This is a genomic window from Rhizobium leguminosarum, assembly GCF_004123835.1.
Lineage (GTDB): Bacteria > Pseudomonadota > Alphaproteobacteria > Rhizobiales > Rhizobiaceae > Rhizobium > Rhizobium leguminosarum_M.
This window is the reverse complement of record NZ_MZMU01000012.1, coordinates 590,227-610,825: the sequence shown is the minus strand read 5'-3', so window position 1 is coordinate 610,825 and position 20,599 is coordinate 590,227. Positions and strand designations below refer to the sequence as shown.

21 protein-coding genes and 1 pseudogene are annotated in these 20,599 nt (G+C 60.4%); 11 read left to right on the top strand and 11 right to left on the bottom strand.

The features are described 5' to 3' along the window. Nucleotides 1-60: 60 nt before the first annotated feature. Both B5P46_RS19795 and B5P46_RS19790 read right to left on the bottom strand, forming a co-directional pair. Nucleotides 61-1,941: an ABC transporter ATP-binding protein gene (locus tag B5P46_RS19795; protein WP_129420198.1), complete on the bottom strand. Its 1,881-nt coding sequence runs from the start codon at nt 1,939-1,941 to the stop codon at nt 61-63. A 170-nt stretch (nt 1,942-2,111) separates the two neighbouring features. Beyond that, nucleotides 2,112-2,678, bottom strand: a complete 567-nt coding sequence (locus B5P46_RS19790; RefSeq protein ID WP_129420197.1) for a YybH family protein — start codon at nt 2,676-2,678, stop codon at nt 2,112-2,114. Between the two features lie 89 nt (nt 2,679-2,767). Between B5P46_RS19790 and B5P46_RS19785 the strand changes: the two genes are divergently transcribed. After that, nucleotides 2,768-3,772 (top strand): LysR family transcriptional regulator, encoded by a 1,005-nt coding sequence (locus B5P46_RS19785; protein WP_129420196.1) that lies wholly within the window; start codon nt 2,768-2,770, stop codon nt 3,770-3,772. Nucleotides 3,773-3,878: 106 nt separating this feature from the next. Further along, nucleotides 3,879-4,280: a GFA family protein gene (locus B5P46_RS19780; protein WP_129420195.1), complete on the top strand. Its 402-nt coding sequence runs from the start codon at nt 3,879-3,881 to the stop codon at nt 4,278-4,280. An 80-nt stretch (nt 4,281-4,360) separates the two neighbouring features. Here B5P46_RS19780 and B5P46_RS19775 read toward each other — a convergent pair whose 3' ends face one another. Beyond that, complete coding sequence (locus B5P46_RS19775) at nt 4,361-4,834, bottom strand: VOC family protein (RefSeq protein WP_129420194.1); 474 nt, start codon at nt 4,832-4,834, stop codon at nt 4,361-4,363. A gap of 140 nt (nt 4,835-4,974) precedes the next feature. Here B5P46_RS19775 and B5P46_RS19770 point away from each other — a divergent pair, with 140 nt between their 5' ends. Together B5P46_RS19770 and B5P46_RS19765 are read left to right on the top strand one after the other, a co-directional pair. Further along, nucleotides 4,975-5,550, top strand: coding sequence for a nucleotidyltransferase family protein (locus B5P46_RS19770; protein WP_129420193.1), 576 nt, complete (start codon nt 4,975-4,977; stop codon nt 5,548-5,550). Between the two features lie 167 nt (nt 5,551-5,717). Further along, nucleotides 5,718-6,319 (top strand): annotated as a pseudogene (locus B5P46_RS19765) (histidine phosphatase family protein). Between the two features lie 234 nt (nt 6,320-6,553). Here B5P46_RS19765 and B5P46_RS19760 read toward each other — a convergent pair. Next, nucleotides 6,554-7,558 (bottom strand): carbon-nitrogen hydrolase family protein, encoded by a 1,005-nt coding sequence (locus B5P46_RS19760; RefSeq protein WP_129420192.1) that lies wholly within the window; start codon nt 7,556-7,558, stop codon nt 6,554-6,556. Between the two features lie 220 nt (nt 7,559-7,778). Further along, nucleotides 7,779-8,171, bottom strand: coding sequence for a VOC family protein (locus B5P46_RS19755; protein ID WP_432431479.1), 393 nt, complete (start codon nt 8,169-8,171; stop codon nt 7,779-7,781). Between the two features lie 191 nt (nt 8,172-8,362). Between B5P46_RS19755 and B5P46_RS19750 the strand changes: the two genes are divergently transcribed. Both B5P46_RS19750 and dapB read left to right on the top strand, forming a co-directional pair. Then, nucleotides 8,363-8,578, top strand: coding sequence for a hypothetical protein (locus B5P46_RS19750; protein WP_018074418.1), 216 nt, complete (start codon nt 8,363-8,365; stop codon nt 8,576-8,578). A gap of 130 nt (nt 8,579-8,708) precedes the next feature. Continuing rightward, nucleotides 8,709-9,479, top strand: coding sequence for a 4-hydroxy-tetrahydrodipicolinate reductase (gene dapB, locus B5P46_RS19745; RefSeq protein WP_129420190.1), 771 nt, complete (start codon nt 8,709-8,711; stop codon nt 9,477-9,479). Nucleotides 9,480-9,488: 9 nt separating this feature from the next. On the opposite strand, the gene B5P46_RS19740 is transcribed toward dapB, so the two are convergent. From B5P46_RS19740 to B5P46_RS19730, 3 genes are all read right to left on the bottom strand, one after another. Then, nucleotides 9,489-10,409: an ornithine cyclodeaminase family protein gene (locus B5P46_RS19740; protein WP_129420189.1), complete on the bottom strand. Its 921-nt coding sequence runs from the start codon at nt 10,407-10,409 to the stop codon at nt 9,489-9,491. A gap of 99 nt (nt 10,410-10,508) precedes the next feature. After that, nucleotides 10,509-11,015, bottom strand: a complete 507-nt coding sequence (locus B5P46_RS19735; protein ID WP_129420188.1) for a GNAT family N-acetyltransferase — start codon at nt 11,013-11,015, stop codon at nt 10,509-10,511. A gap of 132 nt (nt 11,016-11,147) precedes the next feature. Beyond that, on the bottom strand, nt 11,148-11,618 hold the full coding sequence (locus B5P46_RS19730) for a hypothetical protein (RefSeq protein WP_129420187.1): 471 nt from the start codon (nt 11,616-11,618) through the stop codon (nt 11,148-11,150). Nucleotides 11,619-11,916: 298 nt separating this feature from the next. On the opposite strand from B5P46_RS19730, the gene B5P46_RS19725 reads away from it, so the two are divergent. Then, nucleotides 11,917-13,320 carry a pyridoxal phosphate-dependent decarboxylase family protein gene (locus B5P46_RS19725; protein WP_129420186.1) on the top strand — a complete coding sequence of 468 codons (1,404 nt, stop codon included), beginning with the start codon at nt 11,917-11,919 and terminating at the stop codon, nt 13,318-13,320. Nucleotides 13,321-13,397: 77 nt separating this feature from the next. Further along, nucleotides 13,398-13,718 carry a low molecular weight protein tyrosine phosphatase family protein gene (locus B5P46_RS19720; protein WP_129420185.1) on the top strand — a complete coding sequence of 107 codons (321 nt, stop codon included), beginning with the start codon at nt 13,398-13,400 and terminating at the stop codon, nt 13,716-13,718. A 106-nt stretch (nt 13,719-13,824) separates the two neighbouring features. Here the strand turns inward: B5P46_RS19720 and B5P46_RS19715 are convergent, their stop codons facing one another. Next, entirely contained in the window at nt 13,825-14,301 is a 477-nt protein-coding gene (locus tag B5P46_RS19715) for a GNAT family N-acetyltransferase (RefSeq protein ID WP_129420184.1), read from the bottom strand. A gap of 154 nt (nt 14,302-14,455) precedes the next feature. Between B5P46_RS19715 and B5P46_RS19710 the strand changes: the two genes are divergently transcribed. Next, complete coding sequence (locus B5P46_RS19710) at nt 14,456-15,241, top strand: class I SAM-dependent methyltransferase (protein WP_129420183.1); 786 nt, start codon at nt 14,456-14,458, stop codon at nt 15,239-15,241. Between the two features lie 243 nt (nt 15,242-15,484). Here the strand turns inward: B5P46_RS19710 and B5P46_RS19705 are convergent, their stop codons facing one another. Together B5P46_RS19705 and B5P46_RS19700 are read right to left on the bottom strand one after the other, a co-directional pair. Then, nucleotides 15,485-15,907 carry a TIGR02594 family protein gene (locus B5P46_RS19705; protein ID WP_129420182.1) on the bottom strand — a complete coding sequence of 141 codons (423 nt, stop codon included), beginning with the start codon at nt 15,905-15,907 and terminating at the stop codon, nt 15,485-15,487. Nucleotides 15,908-16,407: 500 nt separating this feature from the next. Continuing rightward, the gene (locus tag B5P46_RS19700) at nt 16,408-17,583 is read right to left on the bottom strand and encodes an MFS transporter (protein ID WP_129420181.1); all 1,176 of its coding nucleotides are present in this window, start codon (nt 17,581-17,583) and stop codon (nt 16,408-16,410) included. Between the two features lie 433 nt (nt 17,584-18,016). Between B5P46_RS19700 and B5P46_RS19695 the strand changes: the two genes are divergently transcribed. Together B5P46_RS19695 and B5P46_RS19690 are read left to right on the top strand one after the other, a co-directional pair. Next, entirely contained in the window at nt 18,017-18,439 is a 423-nt protein-coding gene (locus B5P46_RS19695; RefSeq protein ID WP_129420180.1) for a hypothetical protein, read from the top strand. Between the two features lie 186 nt (nt 18,440-18,625). After that, entirely contained in the window at nt 18,626-20,527 is a 1,902-nt protein-coding gene (locus tag B5P46_RS19690) for a potassium transporter Kup (protein WP_129420179.1), read from the top strand. The last annotated feature ends 72 nt before the right edge of the window (nt 20,528-20,599 follow it).

Sequence of the window (20,599 nt, the reverse complement as noted above, 5' to 3'; positions counted from 1 at the left end):
GTCCCGTTCGCCTGCTCCTAGTCCGCTGATGTTATCCCGGTTTACGTGAGGACCCGCCGCTCAGGCCGCAGGCGAGGTCGGCAAGAGTTCGTCGATCTCTTCGGGAATGAAGCCGCCGGTCTGGCGTTTCCATAGGCGCGCAAACAAGCCGTCGCGTTCGACCAGTTCGTCCGGCCTGCCCTCCTCCACGATGCGCCCGTGGTCGAGCACAACGATCCGGTCCATCCTGGCGATAGTCGACAGCCGGTGGGCGATGGCGATCACCGTCTTTCCTTCCATGACCAGGTTGAGCCTTTCCTGGATGGCGGCTTCGGATTCGCTGTCGAGGGCGGAGGTCGCCTCGTCTAGCACCAGGATCGGCGCGTCCTTCAGGAGAACGCGGGCGATGGCCACGCGCTGGCGCTGGCCGCCGGACAGTTTGATGCCGCGGTCGCCGACGAAGGCCTCATAGCCCCTGCGGCCTTCGCTGTCGGAAAGATCGGCGATGAAGACATCGGCGCTTGCCATCTTCGCCACCGCTTCAATCTCGTCCTTCGTCGCCTCCGGCCGGCCGTAACGGATATTGTCGCCGACCGAACGGTGCAGCAGCGCGACGTCCTGCGCGATGACCCCGATGGCACGGCGCAGGCTCGCCTGGGTGACGGCGCGGATATCCTGCCCGTCGATGAAGATCGCGCCGTCCTTGATCTCATAAAAGCGCAGAAGCAGGTTGGCGAGCGTGGTCTTGCCGGCTCCGGAGAGGCCGACGAGGCCGACCTTTTCACCAGGCAGGACCGTCAGCGACAGATCATCGATGACAGGCTTGCCGGACTTGTAGGCGAAGCCGACATTTTCGAAACGGATTTCACCACGCTCGACCACGAGGTTCTTCGCATCCGTCCGATCGGTGATGGTGGGCGGTGTCGTCATAACAGGCATGGCATCCTTGATGGTGCCGATTGCCTGGAAGATCTGTTGGCCCATCTGCAGGAAGACGAAGATCTGCGACGACAGCCGGTTGAGAATGTAGACCGCTCCGACGAATTCGCCGATCGTGAGAAAGCCTTTGACGAGCCCGGAAAATCCAGTCGCCAGCATGGTCAGCCACAGCAGCGTGTTGAGAACCACGACCGTCAATTCCGACGAACGATAGATGCGCTGTTCGCTGTGCTGCGTCTGCACAGCCTTTCCTATGATGCGGCGGATCGCGCCTGCCTCGCTATCTTCAGCCGCAAACTGCTTGATCATCTGCATGTTGGTATAGAGATCGGTGATGGCGCCGGCGACCAGGCTGCGCTGCTTCGCAGTGCGGCGCGAGCGCTCGACGAAGGTCGGCACGATCCTGGCGGTGAATACGACATTGAGCACGATCCAGATGACGACAGGCAGGGCAAGCTGCCACGCGAGCGCACTCAGCAGGATCACGGAGCCCACCAGCTGCATCAGGAAGCGTGGGATGGACTGGAAGGCCGCGAGGATCTGCTGCTGGACGGCGGAAGAGACCTGCTGCAGCCGTGAGGAAACCTGGCCGGCATAGAGATCATGGAAGAAGGCAAGGTCCTGCCGCTCGACAGCCTTATGGCCCTGCCACTGAATGGCAGCCGGCATGCCGATGCCGAGCGTGTGCGATTTCAGCGTATTGAGCATGAAGGACATGATCGGCATGACCGGAAAAATCAGGAAGCCGAGAATGGTCAGCAGCAGCCATTCATCGCGCAGGAAGGCGGGAGCGCCGTGTTGTGTGACACCATCGACGATGACCGAAAGTCCCCAGACGATCGTCAGGTTGATCGCCTCGAACACCATGGAGCAAAATGCCAGCGCAATCAGCACACCCCGAAACATCGAGATGAAATGCAGGAGTACCGCCACCGGCCCCTTCGACGGTAGTGGCCGGTAGGGGATATCGAGCGGCCGGATCAGGCTTTCGAAAGGACGATAGATCGCATCTGAAATCGACATGGGCCACTCGGATTAAAATCGGGAGGAGGCGTGGACTCAGCTACGCAAGGTCGCAGAAAACCATCTCCAGACTGCAATCTCAATTATAAATTTCAGAAAATCTATGAAAGGGGCGTTGCCGCGAGAGCCGAGCCCACGGCAAGGCGATCGTTTTCAAATCCGGACGGACATCATTCGCCTCGCGCCAAGGCTGCGGCCTGTTCCAGCGAGATCTTCCCAACCAGGGGGTCGGCATGACGGTGGGCAAGCCGCCAGTCCGATCCACGCCGGCGATAGACCTGCGTGACGCGCAGCGACCAGTTCTGGTCCGGCAGGCCGCCAACCTCACCATGCTGTCGCTCGATCATCACCAGTACGATCAGATCGCCGCTGACATAGGACTTTTCCACCTCCAGGGTTCCGCCGCCGTTGCGAAAGTACCGGGCGAGTTCGGCCAGATGCTCGGGACTGTCGTCGAAGCCATGGCTGGCCGAGCCGCCGAATGGCTGCATCAGGGTGAAGTCCTCGTCGAGCCGGATGAGGCGTGCCCACCTCGTCATGTCGCCGGCCATGAAAGCCGCTGCCTGTTGTTCTGTGCGGCTGATGAGGCTTGGCAATGCCGCATCGGATCCCGGGGCGGCATGCGCGACGCGCCCTGTTGCAGCGATCGCCATCGTCAGGGCGGCTCGCCGGGATATGGTTGTGGCCTCGCGCACGGGTTGGTCGCCGCGCGCCGTTTTGTTTTTGAAAGAGGACATTGGATCTTCCCTTCGGTAGCCGGCAATACCGGAATGATGGTTATTTCCCACTTTCATGATGATGAATCCAATGATACGATTTCAGCGATATGCTGAACCAAATTGATCTATCCAGAATCGATCTCAACCTGCTCGTGCTGTTCGAGACTGTCATTGAGGAACGCCATGTCGGGCGTTCGGGGCAGCGGTTGAACCTCTCGCCTTCGGCCATCAGTCACGGCCTTGGTCGGCTGCGCATGCTGCTGGGCGACCCGCTGTTTCTCAAAACACCGAAGGGTGTCGTTCCGACAGACCGGGCCGAGCAACTTGCCGCACCCATCGCCGATATATTGGCACGTGTTCGCAGCGTGGTGGCGACAGCGGAGCCATTCGACCCAGCCCGCTCTCAGCGACGATTTACGATCGGGGCGCCCGATGGCGTTTCATCTGTGTTTTTGCCGCCATTGCTCGATCTATTGGCCAAGTCTGCTCCCGGCATCGCAATCAGCGTCCGGCAATTGCTGCCTAGACAGGGCGAGCCATCGCCTGATCTGGCTTGGCGCGATGCGTTGGCCGCGTTGGAAGCCCGCGACATAGACATCGCCATCATTCCTCAGGCCGAGTTTCCGGTCCGCTTTGCAAGCCTGCTGCTCTACGAGGAGGATTTTGTCATCGCTGCGCGTCAGGGCCACCGTTTTCTGAGAGATCAGACACTGGCCACCTACTGCGCCATGCAGCACCTTGTGGTCTCGCATCTGGGCGATACACATGGCTTTGTCGACAATGTGTTGGCCAGCCATGGATGCTCCAGGCAAGTTGCGCTGACGGTCCCGAACTTCATGTTCGCACTCGCCGTGCTTGCGGAAACCGACTTTATCTCGGCCTTGCCACGCCGCTTCGTCGAGATGCATGCCGCGCGGTTCGGCGTCATCAGCGTCAATCCTCCCCTGCCACTCGGACGCTTCGCCATCAACGCGACCGCACCGAAGGCGGCAATGCGTGACGAAGGCGTGGCCTGGCTCGTAAGGCTCCTGCAGGCATCCATCGACAACGCGATAGATAAAAGCCGCGCTGACAGCGGAAGTCGTCCGGCTCCCATAAAGGCGGGCACTTGAGCCGCCGATAGCATAAGACCTGGCACCTGGATCGCCCAATTGCGGTCATCGCGCGATTGAGGCAGGATGCCGTCCTTGAAGAGAGAGCAGGATCGAACCGACGCTCATGCTGACGGGCTCATGTCATTGCGGCAAGGCAAGCTGGAAACTCGAAGGTGATCCGGGCTCGATTACCGCCTGCAACTGCACGCTCTGCCGACGCTACGGCACGCTGTGGGCCTATGACTACGAAGGAGAGCGCATCGCTCTCACCGGTGAAACCGCCTCCTACACCCGCGCCGACAGGGACGAGCCGTCTCTCGAAATATTGTTCTGCCCTTCCTGCGCCTGTGTCTTGAGTTGGCGCGGCTTGCGGCTTCGAAACGATGGCCGCAGGCGCATGGCTGTCAATATCCGGCTTGCGCCGCCGGATATCGTTCAGGATCTGGCTATCGATCATTTCGATGGCCTGGATACGTTTGAAGACCTTCCGTCCAAGGGGCGCTGCGTACGCGATCTCTGGTTCTGAGCCGACCCGCGAAGACGCCACCGGGCCGGATCGCACCGGATACGAGCTCCTGGTAAAAGATCGTTCTGCGCGAAGCTGCCTCAGCCGCGCCGGGCGGCCTCGATCACCGCGACGTCGATCTTCCTCATGGTCATCATTGCGTCAAAAGCACGCTTTGCCTGGCCACCACCTGCCGCCAGCGCTTCGGAGAGGATGCGCGGCGTAATCTGCCAGGACACACCCCACTTGTCCTTGCACCAGCCGCACTCACTTTCCTGGCCGCCATTGCCGACGATGGCGTTCCAGTAACGATCGGTTTCTTGCTGATCGTCGGTTGCGATCTGAAAGGAGAAGGCTTCGTTGTGTTTGAACACAGGACCGCCGTTCAGGCCGATGCAGGGAATACCCGCCACGGTGAATTCCACGACCAGGACGTCTCCCTGCTTGCCGTCAGGATAATCTCCCGGTGCCCGAATAACGGCACCCACGGCGCTGTCGGGAAAAGTCTCGGCATAGAAGCGGGCAGCCGCCTCAGCGTCTTTGTCGTACCATACGCAGATCGTGTTCTTTGCCATTGCGCAGTCCTCTCGCTCTTCGTTTCGCATTGCCCACTGAAATAAGAGGCAAACCGTCTTTCTCCAGGCCAGGGAAGCGATTTCACGCGAACGATTGCGAAAAGAGAATCGACTATAGTCGCAGAGAGGAAGGGATAAGCGTGACCATCACCACTGAACAATTTCTTGCCCGCATTCGGCTTAATCCGGTCAACCATCTGCTCCTGGAGAAATTGCCGGCTCTGGGCCTGCCGCAATGTATGCTGACGGCTGGCTGCCTCTTTCAGACGGTATGGAACTTGAAGACCGGAAATGATCCAGAGCACGGCATCAAAGATTATGACATTTTTTATTTTGACGACCACGATCTCTCATGGGAAGCCGAGGACAAAGTGATCCGTCGTGGCAAGGCTTTGCTGGGTGACCTCGCAGACAAAGTTGACATAAAGAACCAGGCTCGCGTCCACCTCTGGTATGGCGAGAAGTTTGGCAAAGACTTCCCTGCCTTCAAATGCACTGAAGACGGCGTTGATCGTTATCTTATCTCCTGTACTCGGCTGGGAGTGAGAGTTCATGACGGCAGCCTCTACGCACCCGATCACCTCGACGACATGTGGCACGGCATCCTCAGGATGAACCCGCTCAACGCTCAGCCCGAATTGTTCGCCCGGAAATGCAAGCAATATCAGCAACGCTGGCCGTGGCTGCGTGTCGAGCCCGAGGCTTCAGTCGATTGAGGTCCAGTGAGTTCCTTGCTAGCTTTGAGCCAGTAGAAAAAGATCGGGTTCGCCTATATCGCTCCAATTGCGGTCATCATTGAACTGTCGCATGACCTAGCTGCTACAACCGCACCTCGGGCGGTAGCTCAGCTAATTGTTTCATCAATTCATTTAGGACAACGCCACTGATTTACCTGCTTCGCCACGGCGAGACCATTTGGAACACCTAGGTCGGTTCCAGGGCCAAAAAGATTCACCGCTTACAGAGCGCGGTATCGAACAGGCCGAACAGATGGCGAAGCTTCTGAAAAAGGAAATTGCAGGAAGCGAACAATCGTTCCAATTCCTTGTCAGCCCTCTCGGCAGAACGCAGGAGACCGCGGCTCGCATCGAACGGGTGTTGCCACTGGCGGCCCGTCCGGAATCGCGGCTAATGGAGGTGACCGTTGGTTCTTGGGACGGCATGACCAAGTTCGAGATCGACAACGAGTTTCCAGGAATGCTGGACGGGTCCAACGCTTTTGATTGGTATTTCAAATCTCCAGACGGGGAGAGCTTCGATGCCGCCTGTGCGCGAGCAAAGGACTGGATCGTAGGCATACATGGACCGACAGTTGCGATTTCTCACGGGCTGTTTGGCAGATTGGTGCGTGGTGTATATGCCGGCCTTTCACAGCAGGAAATGTTGGAATTGCCCGTTCCCCAAGACGGGTTTTATTGTCTTTGCGACGGTGAGTTCAGTCTGGTAAGCGGTTCGGCTGATATGATATCCGACGTCGTCGCTTAGGAAGGGTTCATCCCTGAGTGCCGGCCCGGCCGCCAATGCTGACTTATAGCGCGGCTCAAATGCCAGAGGTTGACGCCTCGACTTGCGAACATCGACTCTCAGGCCCCTCAGAGTGAGGCTCTTTTGGTGCTGCATCACCGGTGGAGTCGAGCCCCCGGTGATAAAACTTAACGCGGCTAAGCCACAGCAAAATCACTGGGCAAGCGCGTTGCATGGACGATGTTCGATACGGCTTTAAAACATATCCCGCCGGTCACTGCGCGGATCGCCGGCCACGCGATGCGGCTCGTAGAGGCCGCCCAGCGCTTTGCGCCGCCACGGCCGGGCAATATCGCCGTGATTGTCGTCGATATCGGCGAGCGATATCGCGGCCGTTCCATCCGCAGGGCATTGCGCTGCCCACCGGCCACCAGGCGCGACGATCCCGGAAGACACCGGATCGGCTAAACCGGGATGTGCCAGTATGGAGAAACTCACCCAGTACCTGTTGCTCGCCGCATACCCCTGCACCTCGGCGGCGAAGGAGGTATCATTGGCCGGCGTCCCCCCAGTGGACGAAAACAGCACGCAGTGGACATCGAGCCGCTCGTATTCGGTGAAAATTTCAGGAAAGTTGCACTCCATGCCGAGCGCACAGCCGAAACGGATGCCGTCGACCTCGAAGGTCACGGGGATCGAACCCGGCGTGTACATGAAGGAGATCTTGGTGTTGGACAGCAGCCGCTCGTCGTAACGCGTCACCAGGTCGCCGCGGTCGGAGACGACATAGAGGCTGTTGTGCGGTCGGTGCGGCACCGTCAGCGGATGCACCGAGCCGATGACAGTCCAGAGGCCGAGTTCGCGCGCCAGCTTGCGCGTTGCATCCAACTCCTCACGCAACACGGCCCATTCGAACCGCCGCCAATCGGACGGCCCGATCTCTCTCGGCCCGATTTCCGACATGATGCGCTTGTTCGGCGATGATGTCGTCCCTTCGGGAAAGTGGACGAGCCGCGCGCCCGCCTCTCGCGCCTGCCGCATCAGCAGGCGCATCTCTTCGCCGCTCCGGCGAAGCTTATCTGTATCGCGGGGATCGTCTGCATGCGTGGTCTGGGCCACGGCGAGACGCAAGCGTCTTGCCTCAGGCAGTGCATCGTTCGTCGATCTGGGAAGAACATGCATACGGGCGGCGGTGTAGGATTCACCCGTCTTGGCGGCGCGCGCACGCACCCGCCGTTTGAAATTTCCATTCTCAGTCATATCAGGGCCTCTCACGTTCCGGACGGCGTTCCCCAGCAACAGGCCCGAAACATCAGGACCAAGGATCACGACCCGAGACGAAAGTCCCTTTGCCTCCGGTTGAAGACCCTGCTGGGGAAGGTCCTGGGAGGTTCGGCGTTAGGCCACGCCGACACAAAGATGCCGAGGCGACCGCGATTCGTCAATTCGGGGAATGGCCGGAATCGGCCGGAGCCGAGGCCTACTTCGGGCGGTCCACCTTATCCACTCGCCATGGCGGATCGGTGCGGTTCGATCCGGCGAAATAAAGGATGATGCGGTTGCCGCCGGGGTCGAACAGCTCGGCTTCACGCCAGAGCCAACTCTTGTCCTCCGGCCCGGTGACGAAACGAAGACCAGCCTCGCTGAGGCTGCCGACCGCCTCGTCCAGGTTCTCGCACTCGAAATACACCGTGGTTCCGCCACCGCCACTTTCGCCCTGATGCAGAGAGAAGGTGCTGTCGCCGTCCGGGCAGACGAAGCGTGCATACCTGGGACGAGCGTCGACGATGGGCCTGAGACCGAGAGCGCAGTAGAAGTTCCAGCCTGCATCAAGGTCAGGCATCGTGACGGTTACCTGGTTCTGGCGCGTGATCTATCCTCTCAGCTGAGTTCGCCCAAAATTGTCCGGCGGCTTGGCACCACGACATTCATAAAACAAAGACCTGAAGCCGCCGGATGAATCAAATACTAAGCGCCGCAGTTTTAGTGTCATCGACACAAAACTCGTGTCAGACTGCGCAAGCCACGCACACGCCTGCGCGACGATCGAGAAGGCCCGAAACCATGCACAAGTTCACCGTATCAATCACCCGAGAGATCGAGGCCGATACCGCCGAGGAGGCCGCCTTGCTCATGTACCAGGAACTATCAACCGGACCGATCCCTGACCGCTACTCCGTCACCGACGAGACGAAGGTGGCCACGGAGGTGAAGCTGGACCGGGAAAAGGCCGACGAATTCGCCAGTATCGATCACACCGCTGACCCCGGCAACTGGTAAGCCTCAGCCGGCCATTGGAGAGCCCTGCTTTGCCCCGGGAGCGCAAGTGCGGTAGTTGCAGATACCATTCGCCGGCGTAATGCCGATGCAAACAGCCGTCCGTCGGAATATCGCGAGCCAAGGAAAGACCGTGATTTCACCAATCAAAATAGCCGTCGCCGGCGCGAGCGGCCGCATGGGTCGTGCCATCCTGCCGCTGCTGGCGGCCGATCCGGATTTTGCGTTCGTCGGCGGCATCGGCCGCGAGGGCTCCGCAGGCGCCGGGTTGATCGATCGTTCGGCCGCGATCGGAGCGGCCGACGTGATCCTGGATTTCACGACGGGACGTGCGGCCGCCGAACTTGCCGGTTTGTGCGCGTCGGCCGGTGGACCAGCCCTAGTGATCGGGGCAACGGGTTTTGAGCCGGATGAACTGGAACGGATCGCAGAGGCCGCCCGCACGATTCCGATCTTGCGCTCCGGCAATTTCTCCATCGGCGTCAACATGCTGGTCGGCCTCGTCGCCCAGGCCGCCCGCGCCCTTCCCGCGAATGGCTGGGATATCGAAATCCTCGAAGCCCATCACAACAGGAAGATTGACGCGCCGTCCGGTACGGCGCTGATGCTCGGCGAAGCCGCCGCCGAGGGCCGCGGGGTTTCCCTCGCATCCGTCGAGCGGCGCGGGCGTGACGGCATCACCGGTGAGCGCCCGACCGGCGAAATCGGCTTCGCCGTCTTGCGCGCAGGCGGGATCGTCGGAGAACACAGCGTCCTGTTTGCTGCCGCCGAGGAAGCCGTGACGCTCTCCCATTCGGCTCTCGATCGCGGCATGTTCGCCCGCGGCGCGCTCGCCGCCGCCCGCTGGATCGCAGGACGCGCACCCGGCGAATACGCCATGGGGGATGTGCTGGGGCTGGCCTGAGAAACTGGCTCACAGCATATCGAGGATTGCCGAGGCGACGACGACCTCGGTTGCAGCCAACCCGACGGAGCAAAACAGGGTCGTATCGCCAGGCGATCCTCGCCCTGCCGCTTTCCCGGCAATGATATCGGCAAGGTCGGCCATGCGATGTTCATTGCCGGAGCCGGCCAGGAAAAACGGCGAAGCATAGGCGCGCGCCTGTTCGGGAGAGTCCGTCGCGATCACGGCCGCGACATCGGCGAGATCCAGGCCGAGTTCGTATCCCTCCTGCGTTTTCGGGCCGACGGTGTTGATGTGCACGCCGCGCTTCAAATCCCTGGCATGAATGACGGGCGTTCGGCTCGTCGTCGCACAGATGACGATGTCGGCGTCATCGACGGCTTCAGAGGCGCTGCCGGCAGGCTCCACTTCTATACCCAAGGTGTGCTGCATCTCGTCTGCAAAGGCGGCGCGATTTTTCTCGTCGCGGCTATAGACGCGGGCGCGGTCCAGTTTTCGAACGGCGGCGGCCGCGGCAAGCTGGGTTCGTGCTTGCGCTCCGCTGCCGAGGATCCCGACGATGCTGGCGTCAAGTGCGCTGAGATGCCGGATGGCGAGCCCTCCGATCGCACCGGTTCTGAGGTTGCCGAGACGCTCTCCGAGAATAATGCCCTTGAGCTTCGCGTCGTCGGCCGACCACACTGCGACGATCTGCGAATGCTCCGCCCCGTCGAATGTTTCATAGACCCGGAAGCCCGCGAGCGGTTTGTCGCCGAGGATGCCGCCGACGGTAAAGACGAGATCGCCTCGATCGGGAAACGAAACATGGTGCCGGGGTGGAGAGATCAGTCGATTGCCGGCCCTCGCGAGAAAAGCGGTCTCGAGCGCATCGATCGCGACCGCCATCAGCGCGCTGCCGACCAGATCCTCGTCTTTCAGAATTTTCGTCACAGCCAAACCTCCAGCCCATGCCGGCATGCTGCAACCCCAACCCCACTTGAGGTCAATAGGCCAGGCAAGCCGACATGCGCTGAAACATCGGCCTGAGACCTAACCGACCAGACGGCGAGCCATCATGACGTCGTCGATCTCCCTGCCCTCCTCCAGAACCCCGCCGGGAATCCTGCCGATCTCGGAAAATCCTTCCCGCTGATAGAACCGGATTGCCGCCGGATTCTCCGCGCTGACGAAGAGTTCCAGTTGCAGGATGCCGATATCGCGCGCGTGATCGGCGGCAGCACTGAGCAGTCTCGCGGCAAGCCCCGTTCCGCGCAGGCTCCTTCTGACGTAGACCATGATGATCGTCGCGCGATGGGCCATCTTGCTCGACCGCTGTCGAAGCAGGCCCGTTATGCCAACGGGTTCGCCATCCTGAAAGGCGATGAAAACCGGCTCGTTCAGGCGATTGCGCCACTCCTCGAGAGAAAGAGCCTCCCAGTCCTCGTAGCGGCTTGCAAAGAGGGACGGTTCGGTGTGAAGCGCTTCCAGACGGATGCGCCGAAAAGCCTCCACTTCGTCTGCTTGGATATGCCTGATCGTCGTGCCGCTTCCATCCATCTGAACCTCCTGCAAGATGAGAGGTACTCTCAATACAGATGGTCCCAACCGTCAACCGGTGTCAGCAAGCTTCGTACTTCAGCCCATGCTCGGCGTTACGAGATCGAACGGAATCCATCATCTCAGCGCCGATCACTGCGCCGGGCTCCCCAGCCGGCCACCCTTCCGGACGACCGGTTCGCCGGTCGGACCAACCACCGATTGATCGGGCGGCCTCGTAGCCGGTTCGCCGGTTGGCCCGACCACCGGTTCGCGGGCTGGCCCGTCGACCGGCTGGCCGGTGGATCGGACAACCAAGGGATCGGCTGGCTGGACGGCGGATTGATCGGTTGTTCGCCTGGGCACCGGCTCGCCGGTTGGCGCCGGCATCGGCTTGCCGGTTGCCGCGTTCAACGGCTCACCGGTTGGTCGGACCGATTGCTCGGTTGGCCCGCCAACTGGCTCATCAGTTGAGCCGACCACCGATTGATCGGTTGGCTTGTCGCTCGTGAACGGTACAACTTCATGGATAATGAAGAGAAGAACTATCCCGACCAACGTGCATGTCAGCGCGTAGAGAAGGAAATATTTCAGTGCATATCCCTCGCTGATTGGCAGCGCCAACTTGACAATGGCGCAAATGATATTGCCACATCATTGAACGATACTTGAAGCGAAGGCAATCATTTTCAACAAGAGCCGCAAATTTGAGAAATGGACAACACTGGATAAGGTAATTATTGTATATATTTAGGAAGCCTCTCGCCGATGCTCAATTTGTCTTGAGGTCTCGGCAAGCACGAGAAGGCCCCGGAGCCCCGATCTGGGCCTCCCGGGCGAAGACAGCGTCGGCGATTGCTTGGCGCCAGCAGCCTGCTTTTGAGGGCAGCCCCTCAGGATCGGCGGCGGCAGGGGGATTCGCATGTCGGCAATCGCATCTCTGTTTCAGGAAGCCGCCCGGCTTGCGGCCGCGTTCCGGCAGGCAGCACGCGCCCGCCATATGCCCACCCACGACTACGCCGCCTCGCTTGCCTGTTTCGACGAGCCGCTGCCGGCGGCCGGTTCCGATATGCTTGATGTCATCAGGCGTCTTTCGGACGGCGCCGAACCCGGGCTGCATGCAACCACTGGGCCGCGCTTTTTCGGCTGGGTCATCGGCGGCTCCCATCCGGTCGGGGTCGCGGCCGATTTCCTCACCAGCGCCTGGGGCCAGAATGCCGGAAACCATGCCGCCGCCCCGGCCGCAGCCGCCGTCGAGACCGTCGCGGCGAGATGGCTTCTCGATCTCCTGAAGCTGCCGGCCGAAAGCTCGGTCGGCTTCGTCACCGGCGCGACGGTGGCGAACTTCACCTGCCTTGCCGCCGCCCGCGGCGAGGTGCTGCGTCAGGTGGGCTGGGATGCCGACGCAAAGGGCCTGTTCGGGGCGCCGGAGATTACCGTGCTGATCGGCGACGACGCCCACACGACCGTCTTCTCCGCGCTTCAGTTCCTCGGCCTCGGCCATGATCGCGTGCTGCGCCTGCCCACCGACGCCATGGGCCGGATCGACCCGACGGCATTCGTGGGGGCGCTCGATTCCATCGGCGGTCCCTTGATCGCCGTTCTTCAAGCTGGGCAGATCAATACCGGGGCTTTCGACAATTTTGGCAGGATCATCCCGCCGCTGAAGGCGAAAGGCGCCTGGGTGCATGTCGATGGCGCCTTCGGCCTCTGGGCGCAGGCGTCAGCGAAGACCAGCCACCTCAGCCGCGGCATCGAAGCGGCCGACAGCTGGGCGACAGACGGCCACAAATGGCTGCAGACGCCCTATGATTGCGGCTATGCGATCGTCCGCAACGAGCTCGCCCATCGCCGCGCCATGACGATCGCCGCGAGCTACCTGCCGCTCGCCGGCGAAGGCGAACGCGATCCTTCCCACTACGTGCCCGAGCTTTCGAGAAGAGCGCGCGGCTTTGCCACCTGGGCGATGCTGAAACATCTCGGCCGCGACGGCATCGCCGCCTTGATCGACCAGTGTTGCGCCTCAGCGCGGCTGGTGGCCGATCTCCTGTCGCAACAACCGGGCATCGCCACTCTGAACGAGGTGACGCTGAACCAGCTCGTCATCCGCTTCGGAACTGACCTGCCCTCCGAAGAAGGCGACGCGCTGACGCGAAAGACGATCGCAAAGATCCAGGCGGACGGCATCATCTTCGCCGGCGGCGCCAAATGGCGCGGCCGTGACGTCCTGCGCCTCTCCGTCACCAATTTCCAAACGACGTCAGATGAGGCCCAACTCGCCGCCCAAAGCATCATCGCCGCGTTCAAGAGTGTGAACCTGCGGTGACGCATCAACTCCCTTGGTGCGCCCGGACACGGAATTGTGCTATCGCGGGCCTCGCTCACCCCAAGAGAGATCGAAACGTGAAAAACGTCCTGTTCGTCTGTAGTCAGAACAAGCTTCGCAGCCCGACGGCCGAACAGGTCTTCGCGGGCTGGCCGGAGATCGAGGTCTCCTCGGCCGGCACGAACAACGATGCCGAAATCCCACTATCGAACGAGCTCATCGAATGGGCCGATATCGTCTTCGTCATGGAGAAAGCTCACCGTACGAAAGTCCAGAGCCGGCATCGCTCAGCCCTCAAGGGCAAACGGTTGATATGCCTTGATATTCCTGACGACTATGATTTCATGGACCCCGTGCTCGTGCAGCTACTGAAGGTCAAGGTACCCCGGCATCTCTAAACTCGGTCACGCGACCGCAAAATCGCCGCCCGCACAAGGCGGGCAATTCTTCCGTCCGTCCCGCTTTGCGCCAGTGGTGGCACTTGCGGCCAAGCTGCGGGACCGGTCAAACTTGTTGAGAGACATATTCCGGAAACTCGGCCGCACCGCGACTTAGGGCTTTCACCATCAGCAGGCCGTCGTCGAAGTAGCCGTTTCTCGCGTAGAACTGGTGCGTACGCTCCCTTCCCAGCACCATGGCAATACGGATCACCGCGCATTCAATCCGCTCCGCCTCCGCCTCGATCCACGCCATCATCTTGCCACCGATGCCTTGACTGCGCTGGGCGCTGTCTACCACTACATTGTCCGCCTCGACATACTTGCCGCACCACAACTGAGTGCCGGTCCAGAAACCCGACGCACCCACCATCCGTTCGTCGATGTAGGCTGCTATGCAGCGATAGTTGCCCTGTGCAAACATGGCTGAAAGTCGTTGGCAAACCACGGCCTCACTCAGGCGACTAACCTGGCTGTACAGCGGGAAAATTGTCATCGTCTGATCGAGGCCGACCAGCTCACGGATGATCACTTCGTCGGACACAGCAGCCCCCTATCCTCTCGATCGCATGATAGTGCACGCGAACTTGGTCATGATCCATAGGCGTGAACAACTTACAGTGGACGGCCTGTCTTCCCATTGTCACCCGCACCGCCTATAGCTCCCCGCCCATCCAGATCGAGCAAGGAGCAGAGCCATGAACGCCAATGATGTCGCCGCCCATTGGGAGAGCAATGCCGAGACCTGGACGCTCTATAGCCGCGCCGGTTACGACAAGTATCGCGACGCGCTGAACACGCCGGCCTTTCTGAAGATGCTGCCGCCGGTCGTGGGCCTTGCCGGGCTCGATCTCGGCTGCGGCGAAGGTTCCAACACCCGCGCCGTCGCTCGCCTCGGCGCCCGCATGATCGGTCTCGACATCGCCCCGACCTTCATTCGTTATGCCCGCGAGACCGAGGCGCAAGCGCCGCTCGGCATTGATTACGTGCTCGGCGACGGCCAAGGCATCGATTTCCCGGAGGCGAGTTTCGATTTCGTCACCGCCTTCATGTCGATGATGGACATGGCCGATCAGCGCCAGGTGCTGAAGCGCATCCACCGCGTCCTGAAGCCCGGCGGCTTCCTGCAGTTTTCGATCCTGCATCCCTGCTTCGTGCCGCCGACGCGGCGCAATATCCGCAATCAGGCCGGCGAGCCCGTCGCCGTTGAGATTGCCGATTATTTCGACGAGAGCGACGGCCGGGTCGAGCGCTGGATTTTCTCCTCCATCCCCGAGGAAGAACGGGCGACGCTGACGCCCTTTGCCATTCCGCGTTTTCACCGGACGCTGTCGACCTGGGTGTCGATGATCGTCGAAGCGGGGCTGACGATCGAAGCTTTCGGCGAGCCCATGGCGTCAGTCGAGGTGGCGCTCGCCGAGCCAATGGTCGCCGATACCCGCATCGCGCCGATCTTCCTCCACGTCAGGGCGCGCAAGACCTGAAAGCCGACTTGCCGGGCGGCTGCCGTCGAGGTTGGAACGATTTTTGAGAAGCCAAACTTTTTCCGGGAAAGCCCGAAACATCTGCGGCAAAAACTGCCTGCCTGCTTTATAGAAAGTTAGCCCCTTAAAAACCTCTATATCAACGTCAAGATATTGAATTCAATCATCTTTTGTAGACAAGAGGTTTTTAAGGAGCGATACTTCACCTTTTTCAGAAGCGATGCCTGCTCCCTTAGGCCGGCATCATCGTCGCACGGCGACGACCGAACTGGCGCGATATCTGGATAGCTGGACTCGGTTGGATTGGTTGCCGCCGAACAGGTAGACGTACTGCCGGCGCTGATCGATGTGATCGAACAGGCTCACATGAAAGCGCCGGCCGGTGCGGATCACCACGACATCCCCTCGCCTGGCGGAGCGGACGCCGACCGGCTTACCGAACTTCCTCCAGGACGCCGCCAAGTTGGGGTTGGGCGGCGGTTGCCGCGAAGATCGCTTGGCGACAAAGGCCAGGAACGCCCCGCACCACGATACCCTGCGCGGATTGATGCTGAGGAAGGAGATGGAGCGTTCGTGCATGCTTTTGTATCGGGACGCCGTAACGAGCATGTCTGCCTCACAGGGCACGGCAAGCGCCGTGAGGACGATGACGAGAATAACCTTCATAGTTACCCACCATTGTTTGTATAATGTTGAAATTCCGAAATGTGGCGAAGAATAAAACAGGCGCGGCAACGTAGATGCGAATTATGGCGTGATTTAGAAACAACTAATACTGGCATTTTGGCGGCAGAAATTTGTCCGAAGCGAGGCGCGAAGCTCCGTAGGCGAGCCTGCCTTTTGGCCGGACACGACCATCGAAACCCCGCAAAACATATGTTTTGCTGGGCCGAAAGGCTGGAAGTTTCGCCATCCCAACTAGGTCTATTCAGACGAGATGGACTGCGTTCGCAATGCTTGAGCAGCAAAACCATTCGCCAAGAGTTGACGACAGTGCGCGGAATTAGCTCCTCACCTATACGAGCTATATTTCCGATGGCCGCTAATAATACTTCGACGTGATGGGAAATACATCGCTCTCACCCAATTCACCAGCAAAAGCCGGAGGTTGCCCCTCCGGTTGCGGACGTGAATGAGCTTAGGACAGCGGAGGCCGGCGTGGCGTGTCAACCGTGTGGTTGCGCCGGTTCGGGTTGGCCTGTGACCGGGGCAGGATCCGCGGCAAGTGCCCTGGTGACCAGCAGTGCTGCGGCGAGAACAGGCACGACCGCCCAGTACGAAAAGCGGATGCCGAAGTGTTCGGCAACGAAACCGAGCAGTGGCGGCCCGGCGAAAAACACAAGGAACGTCGTCTGCCCGAGCGCTGCAACGTTGACGGGTGCGGGTCGATCCGTGCGTCGGGCCGCAGCCGAGATGGCAAGCGGATAGACCGAAGAACAGCCGATACCCGTCAGGCCAAAGCCTGCGAGCGCGACAACAGGATGTGTCGCCGTCGCAACCATGACAACACCGACGGCCGCGATCCCAAGGAGAGTGATTGCGACCGGCCGCGGATTGAAGCGGTCGATGACGGGGTCCATGCCGAGCCGTCCGATGGCGATGAGCAAGGAGAAAATGGTCACGCTGAGCCCGCCAACGAAGGGTTCGACCGCGAATACGTCGCGCATATAGATCGCCGACCAATCGACGCTTGCGCCTTCGGCAAGAAGCGGAGCTGCGCCTATCAGGCAAAGGGGCAGCAGCCCGATCGTCGGAAAAGCGATATGCGGACTATCTCCCGGGTGCGCGTCCTGCCGCTGGGGCGCGTTCTCGATCCTGGCGAAAACGATCGACCCCGCAACCAAGACGGTCACGAGGGTGATGAAGCTATGCAGTTCGATGGAGACAGCGGCCTGCCGCATGCCGGCGGCAACAAGGGCGGTGATGCAGAAGCCGAGGCTCCACATGCCGTGAGCCCGGCTCATGATGCGGTACCCGAGCAACGCCTCATGGCGATCGGTTTCGATATTGGCGTTGATCTCGAATGCGCCGGTGAAAATGCCGGCAATGAAGAACAACGGCACCGCCAGAAGAGCTGAAGGCATCCAGGGGATCAGCGCGAAAAACAGCGCCGCACCGAAGACGGTGACGAAGGCCGTGGTGCGCGCACCGAGCCTCTCGATGAGCCTCACCGAGAACGTCAACCCGCAGAGAACCCCGGAGGACATGACAGCGAGCAAAAGGCCCAGCTCTCCCTCTGTCAGGCTGAACTTGATTTGAAGGTCGGGCAACCGCGAGACAAACGCCCCCAGCGAAAGGGCCACGGCAAACTGAATGAAGAAAATGCGGTGGTGCGGCTTCATCTCGACACTCTGCTCCGATTGGGGCGAGATCGAAGCGGAGCGATCCCGCGGATAGCCGGACTTTCCGACGAAATGGCGCTAGAACAGGGTGATTTTAGGCCGGGTCGGCCTAAAATCTGAATCCTGTTCTACATTATATAGTTAGAGCATGATGTCGTCCGAAAACCGCTCACACTTTTCGGCATCATGCTCTAGCTCAAAAAGCCGCGCTCTCAGGATTGTCAACCACCCTTGCTGACAGTCTCTGTCAGCATGATACAGCCGCCGCTGATTTCACGCATGGTTGGCGGCCGCTGGTATTTCTGTAACGCGCAGCTGCTCGGTCCACGTCCACCTCCCCTCCCTCACAAAATTCGCACTCACCTCAATTTACTTGCCGTTCTGCAATCGGCATATGTTTGTGCCCATGGGCAAGTCGCACGAGAGGGGAACTATGGCGTCGACGCATATAAACAATACGGGTGCACGTGCCGGCTGGAAGGGCTTTGTCGGGCTGCTCGTCGGCGCGGTGATCGGCTTTGCCTTTATGCCGGACATTGCGCAGGCGGAATCCTTTTCGAAGCTTGAAAAGCAGGGTTATGCCGTCGGCAAACTCACCAAAGGCAAGGCCGGCGGCTACGGCTGGGTCGTTTCGAACAGCAGTAAGCGGTTCTTCTGCCGGCTGAATGCCAGCCTGGCTTATGTCAGCAAAAAGGAGATGGTGAGCATCACGTCGTCAGGACGCCTCATCAAGGTGGACCGTGCCACGTTCGAGGCAACGATCGGCGGCCCTGATCCGTCGATACCGCAATGGAGCGATCTTCAATCCGGCCACGTCAAGCCTGATGACGTTGGGAGCTGCGCGTCTGTTCGCTGATTGACGCAGAGTATCACGGGGAGCGCGACAAGGTTTGGAGTTTGCGCGCTCCCCGAATACACAACGCTCCCACGCCCACATCCGCCTCCACCCCCCACAAAAAATTCACACCCACATCAATTTACTTGCCGTTCTGCAATGCGGCATATGTTTGTGTCCATGGCCAAGTGGCATGAGCGGGGAACCATGACGTCAACACATGCAGACAATACGGGTGAAGGTGCTGGCCGAAAAGGCTTCGTCGGACTGGTCATCGGCGCGGTCGGCGTCGTCTATGGCGATATCGGCACCAGCCCGCTCTATGCCCTTCGCGAGGCGCTGAGGCCGTTTGCCGCCGATGGCGTACACGAAGCCGAGGTCATCGGTCTCATTTCGCTGATGATCTGGACGCTGACGATCATCGTGACCTTCAAATATGTGCTCTTCCTTCTCAGGGCGGACAATGACGGCGAAGGCGGCACGCTCTCGCTTCTCGCCCTCCTGATGAAGAAGATGGGGCGAAACGTGCCCGTGCTCTTCTTCGCCGGCCTGATCGGAGCAGCCCTCTTCATCGGCGATGCGATGATCACGCCGGCCCTGTCCGTCATGTCGGCGCTCGAAGGCCTGAAGCTGGTCACGCCGGCCTTTGCCGAATACGTCCCGCTTGCGTCGGCTGCGATCATGATCGTTCTCTTTGCCGTCCAGTCCCGGGGAACGGCCGCCGTCTCGATGTTTTTCGGGCCGATCACGGTCTTGTGGTTTCTGGCCATGGCAGCAGGCGGCCTGATCCATATCGGCGACGACTGGAGGATTCTTACCGCCCTCAATCCGATCAACGCGCTCTCGTTCCTCGCTCATGCCGGCACCGTCGGCCTCATCGTGCTCGGCGCCGTGTTTCTCACGGTGACGGGTGCCGAAGCACTCTATGCCGATCTCGGGCATTTCGGGCGCCGCCCGATCCAGATGGCATGGTTCGTGCTCGTCTTTCCGGCATTGCTCCTGAATTATCTCGGCCAAGGCGCGCTGGTTCTTAGCCATCCCGAAGCGGCCACCAATCCGTTCTTTCTGATGTATCCCGATTGGGCGTTGCTGCCGGTGGTTCTCCTGGCGACGATGGCAACGATCATCGCCAGCCAGGCGGTGATAACGGGCGCATTTTCGCTGGCCCGACAAGCGGTTCATCTCGGCTTCCTGCCGAGACTGCGCATCAAGTTCACGTCGGAGACCAACACCGGCCAGATCTACGTGCCGGCCGTCAATCTTCTCCTGCTGGTCGGCGTCTTGATGCTGATCTTTTCCTTCGGCGACTCCGAGTCGCTGGCGACGGCCTATGGCATCTCCGTGACCGGAACCATGGTAATCTCCACCATGCTGGTCTTCCAGTTCCTCCGGGCCGTCTGGGGCTACTCCCTCGTGCTCGCCACCCTCCTGCTGCTGCCGCTCTTCATCATCGAAGTCCTGTTCCTGGCGGCCAACCTTTTAAAGATCCACGATGGCGGCTGGGTTCCGGTCGCCTTGGCGCTGGCGATCATGATCCTGATGTGGACATGGACCCGAGGACAGGCCTATCTGAAGCGACTGCGGGCCAACAACGAGATCCCGCTCGATTCCTTCATCCGGTCGATCGAACGAAAGTCGGAGCATTCGCCGGTCACTGTTCCGGGAACGGCAGTCTTCCTGACCAGCGTCCCGGATCGCACGCCGAATGTTCTGCTCCACAATCTCAAGCACAATCACGTGCTCCACGAACAGAATGTCATCCTGACCGTCTGGACCGAGGACGAACCTTATGTTCCCGATAGCCGCCGCATCAGGATCAGCCAGCTCTCGCCGCGTTTCGTGCGCCTCGACATCACCTTCGGCTTCATGGACGACCCTGATGTCACCCGGGCGCTGGCTCTCTGCCGTGAGGGCGGCTTCAAGTTCGAGATCATGAGGACCTCCTTCTATCTCGGCCGCCGGAACCTCGTCAGGACGCCGAATACCGGGCTGCCCGCCTGGCAGGAGCGCATATTCATGGCGCTGGAAGGCTTGGCCATCGATCCCTCCGATTACTTCAACCTGCCGTCCAACCGCGTCGTCGAACTTGGCGAGCAGATTGCCATTTAAGGGCAGAACGCCGCTCGTCGGCGGCGTATCGTAATGCGTTGACGATGATATCGAAGGGCGCGAGGCGCTGAA

Bases quoted from the DNA above. Each gene is read 5' to 3' on its own strand.
- B5P46_RS19750 (WP_018074418.1), top strand. From the start codon at position 8,363: ATGCACAAGTTCACCGTATCAATCACCCGAGAGATCGAGGCCGATACC.
- B5P46_RS19735 (WP_129420188.1), bottom strand. From the start codon at position 11,015: ATGGATGGAAGCGGCACGACGATCAGGCATATCCAAGCAGACGAAGTG.
- B5P46_RS19700 (WP_129420181.1), bottom strand. From the start codon at position 17,583: ATGAAGCCGCACCACCGCATTTTCTTCATTCAGTTTGCCGTGGCCCTT.
- B5P46_RS19785 (WP_129420196.1), top strand. From the start codon at position 2,768: ATGCTGAACCAAATTGATCTATCCAGAATCGATCTCAACCTGCTCGTG.
- B5P46_RS19795 (WP_129420198.1), bottom strand. From the start codon at position 1,941: ATGTCGATTTCAGATGCGATCTATCGTCCTTTCGAAAGCCTGATCCGG.
- B5P46_RS19760 (WP_129420192.1), bottom strand. From the start codon at position 7,558: ATGACTGAGAATGGAAATTTCAAACGGCGGGTGCGTGCGCGCGCCGCC.
- B5P46_RS19710 (WP_129420183.1), top strand. From the start codon at position 14,456: ATGAACGCCAATGATGTCGCCGCCCATTGGGAGAGCAATGCCGAGACC.
- B5P46_RS19780 (WP_129420195.1), top strand. From the start codon at position 3,879: ATGCTGACGGGCTCATGTCATTGCGGCAAGGCAAGCTGGAAACTCGAA.
- B5P46_RS19690 (WP_129420179.1), top strand. From the start codon at position 18,626: ATGACGTCAACACATGCAGACAATACGGGTGAAGGTGCTGGCCGAAAA.
- B5P46_RS19695 (WP_129420180.1), top strand. From the start codon at position 18,017: ATGGCGTCGACGCATATAAACAATACGGGTGCACGTGCCGGCTGGAAG.
- B5P46_RS19705 (WP_129420182.1), bottom strand. From the start codon at position 15,907: ATGAAGGTTATTCTCGTCATCGTCCTCACGGCGCTTGCCGTGCCCTGT.
- B5P46_RS19775 (WP_129420194.1), bottom strand. From the start codon at position 4,834: ATGGCAAAGAACACGATCTGCGTATGGTACGACAAAGACGCTGAGGCG.
- B5P46_RS19790 (WP_129420197.1), bottom strand. From the start codon at position 2,678: ATGTCCTCTTTCAAAAACAAAACGGCGCGCGGCGACCAACCCGTGCGC.
- B5P46_RS19725 (WP_129420186.1), top strand. From the start codon at position 11,917: ATGTCGGCAATCGCATCTCTGTTTCAGGAAGCCGCCCGGCTTGCGGCC.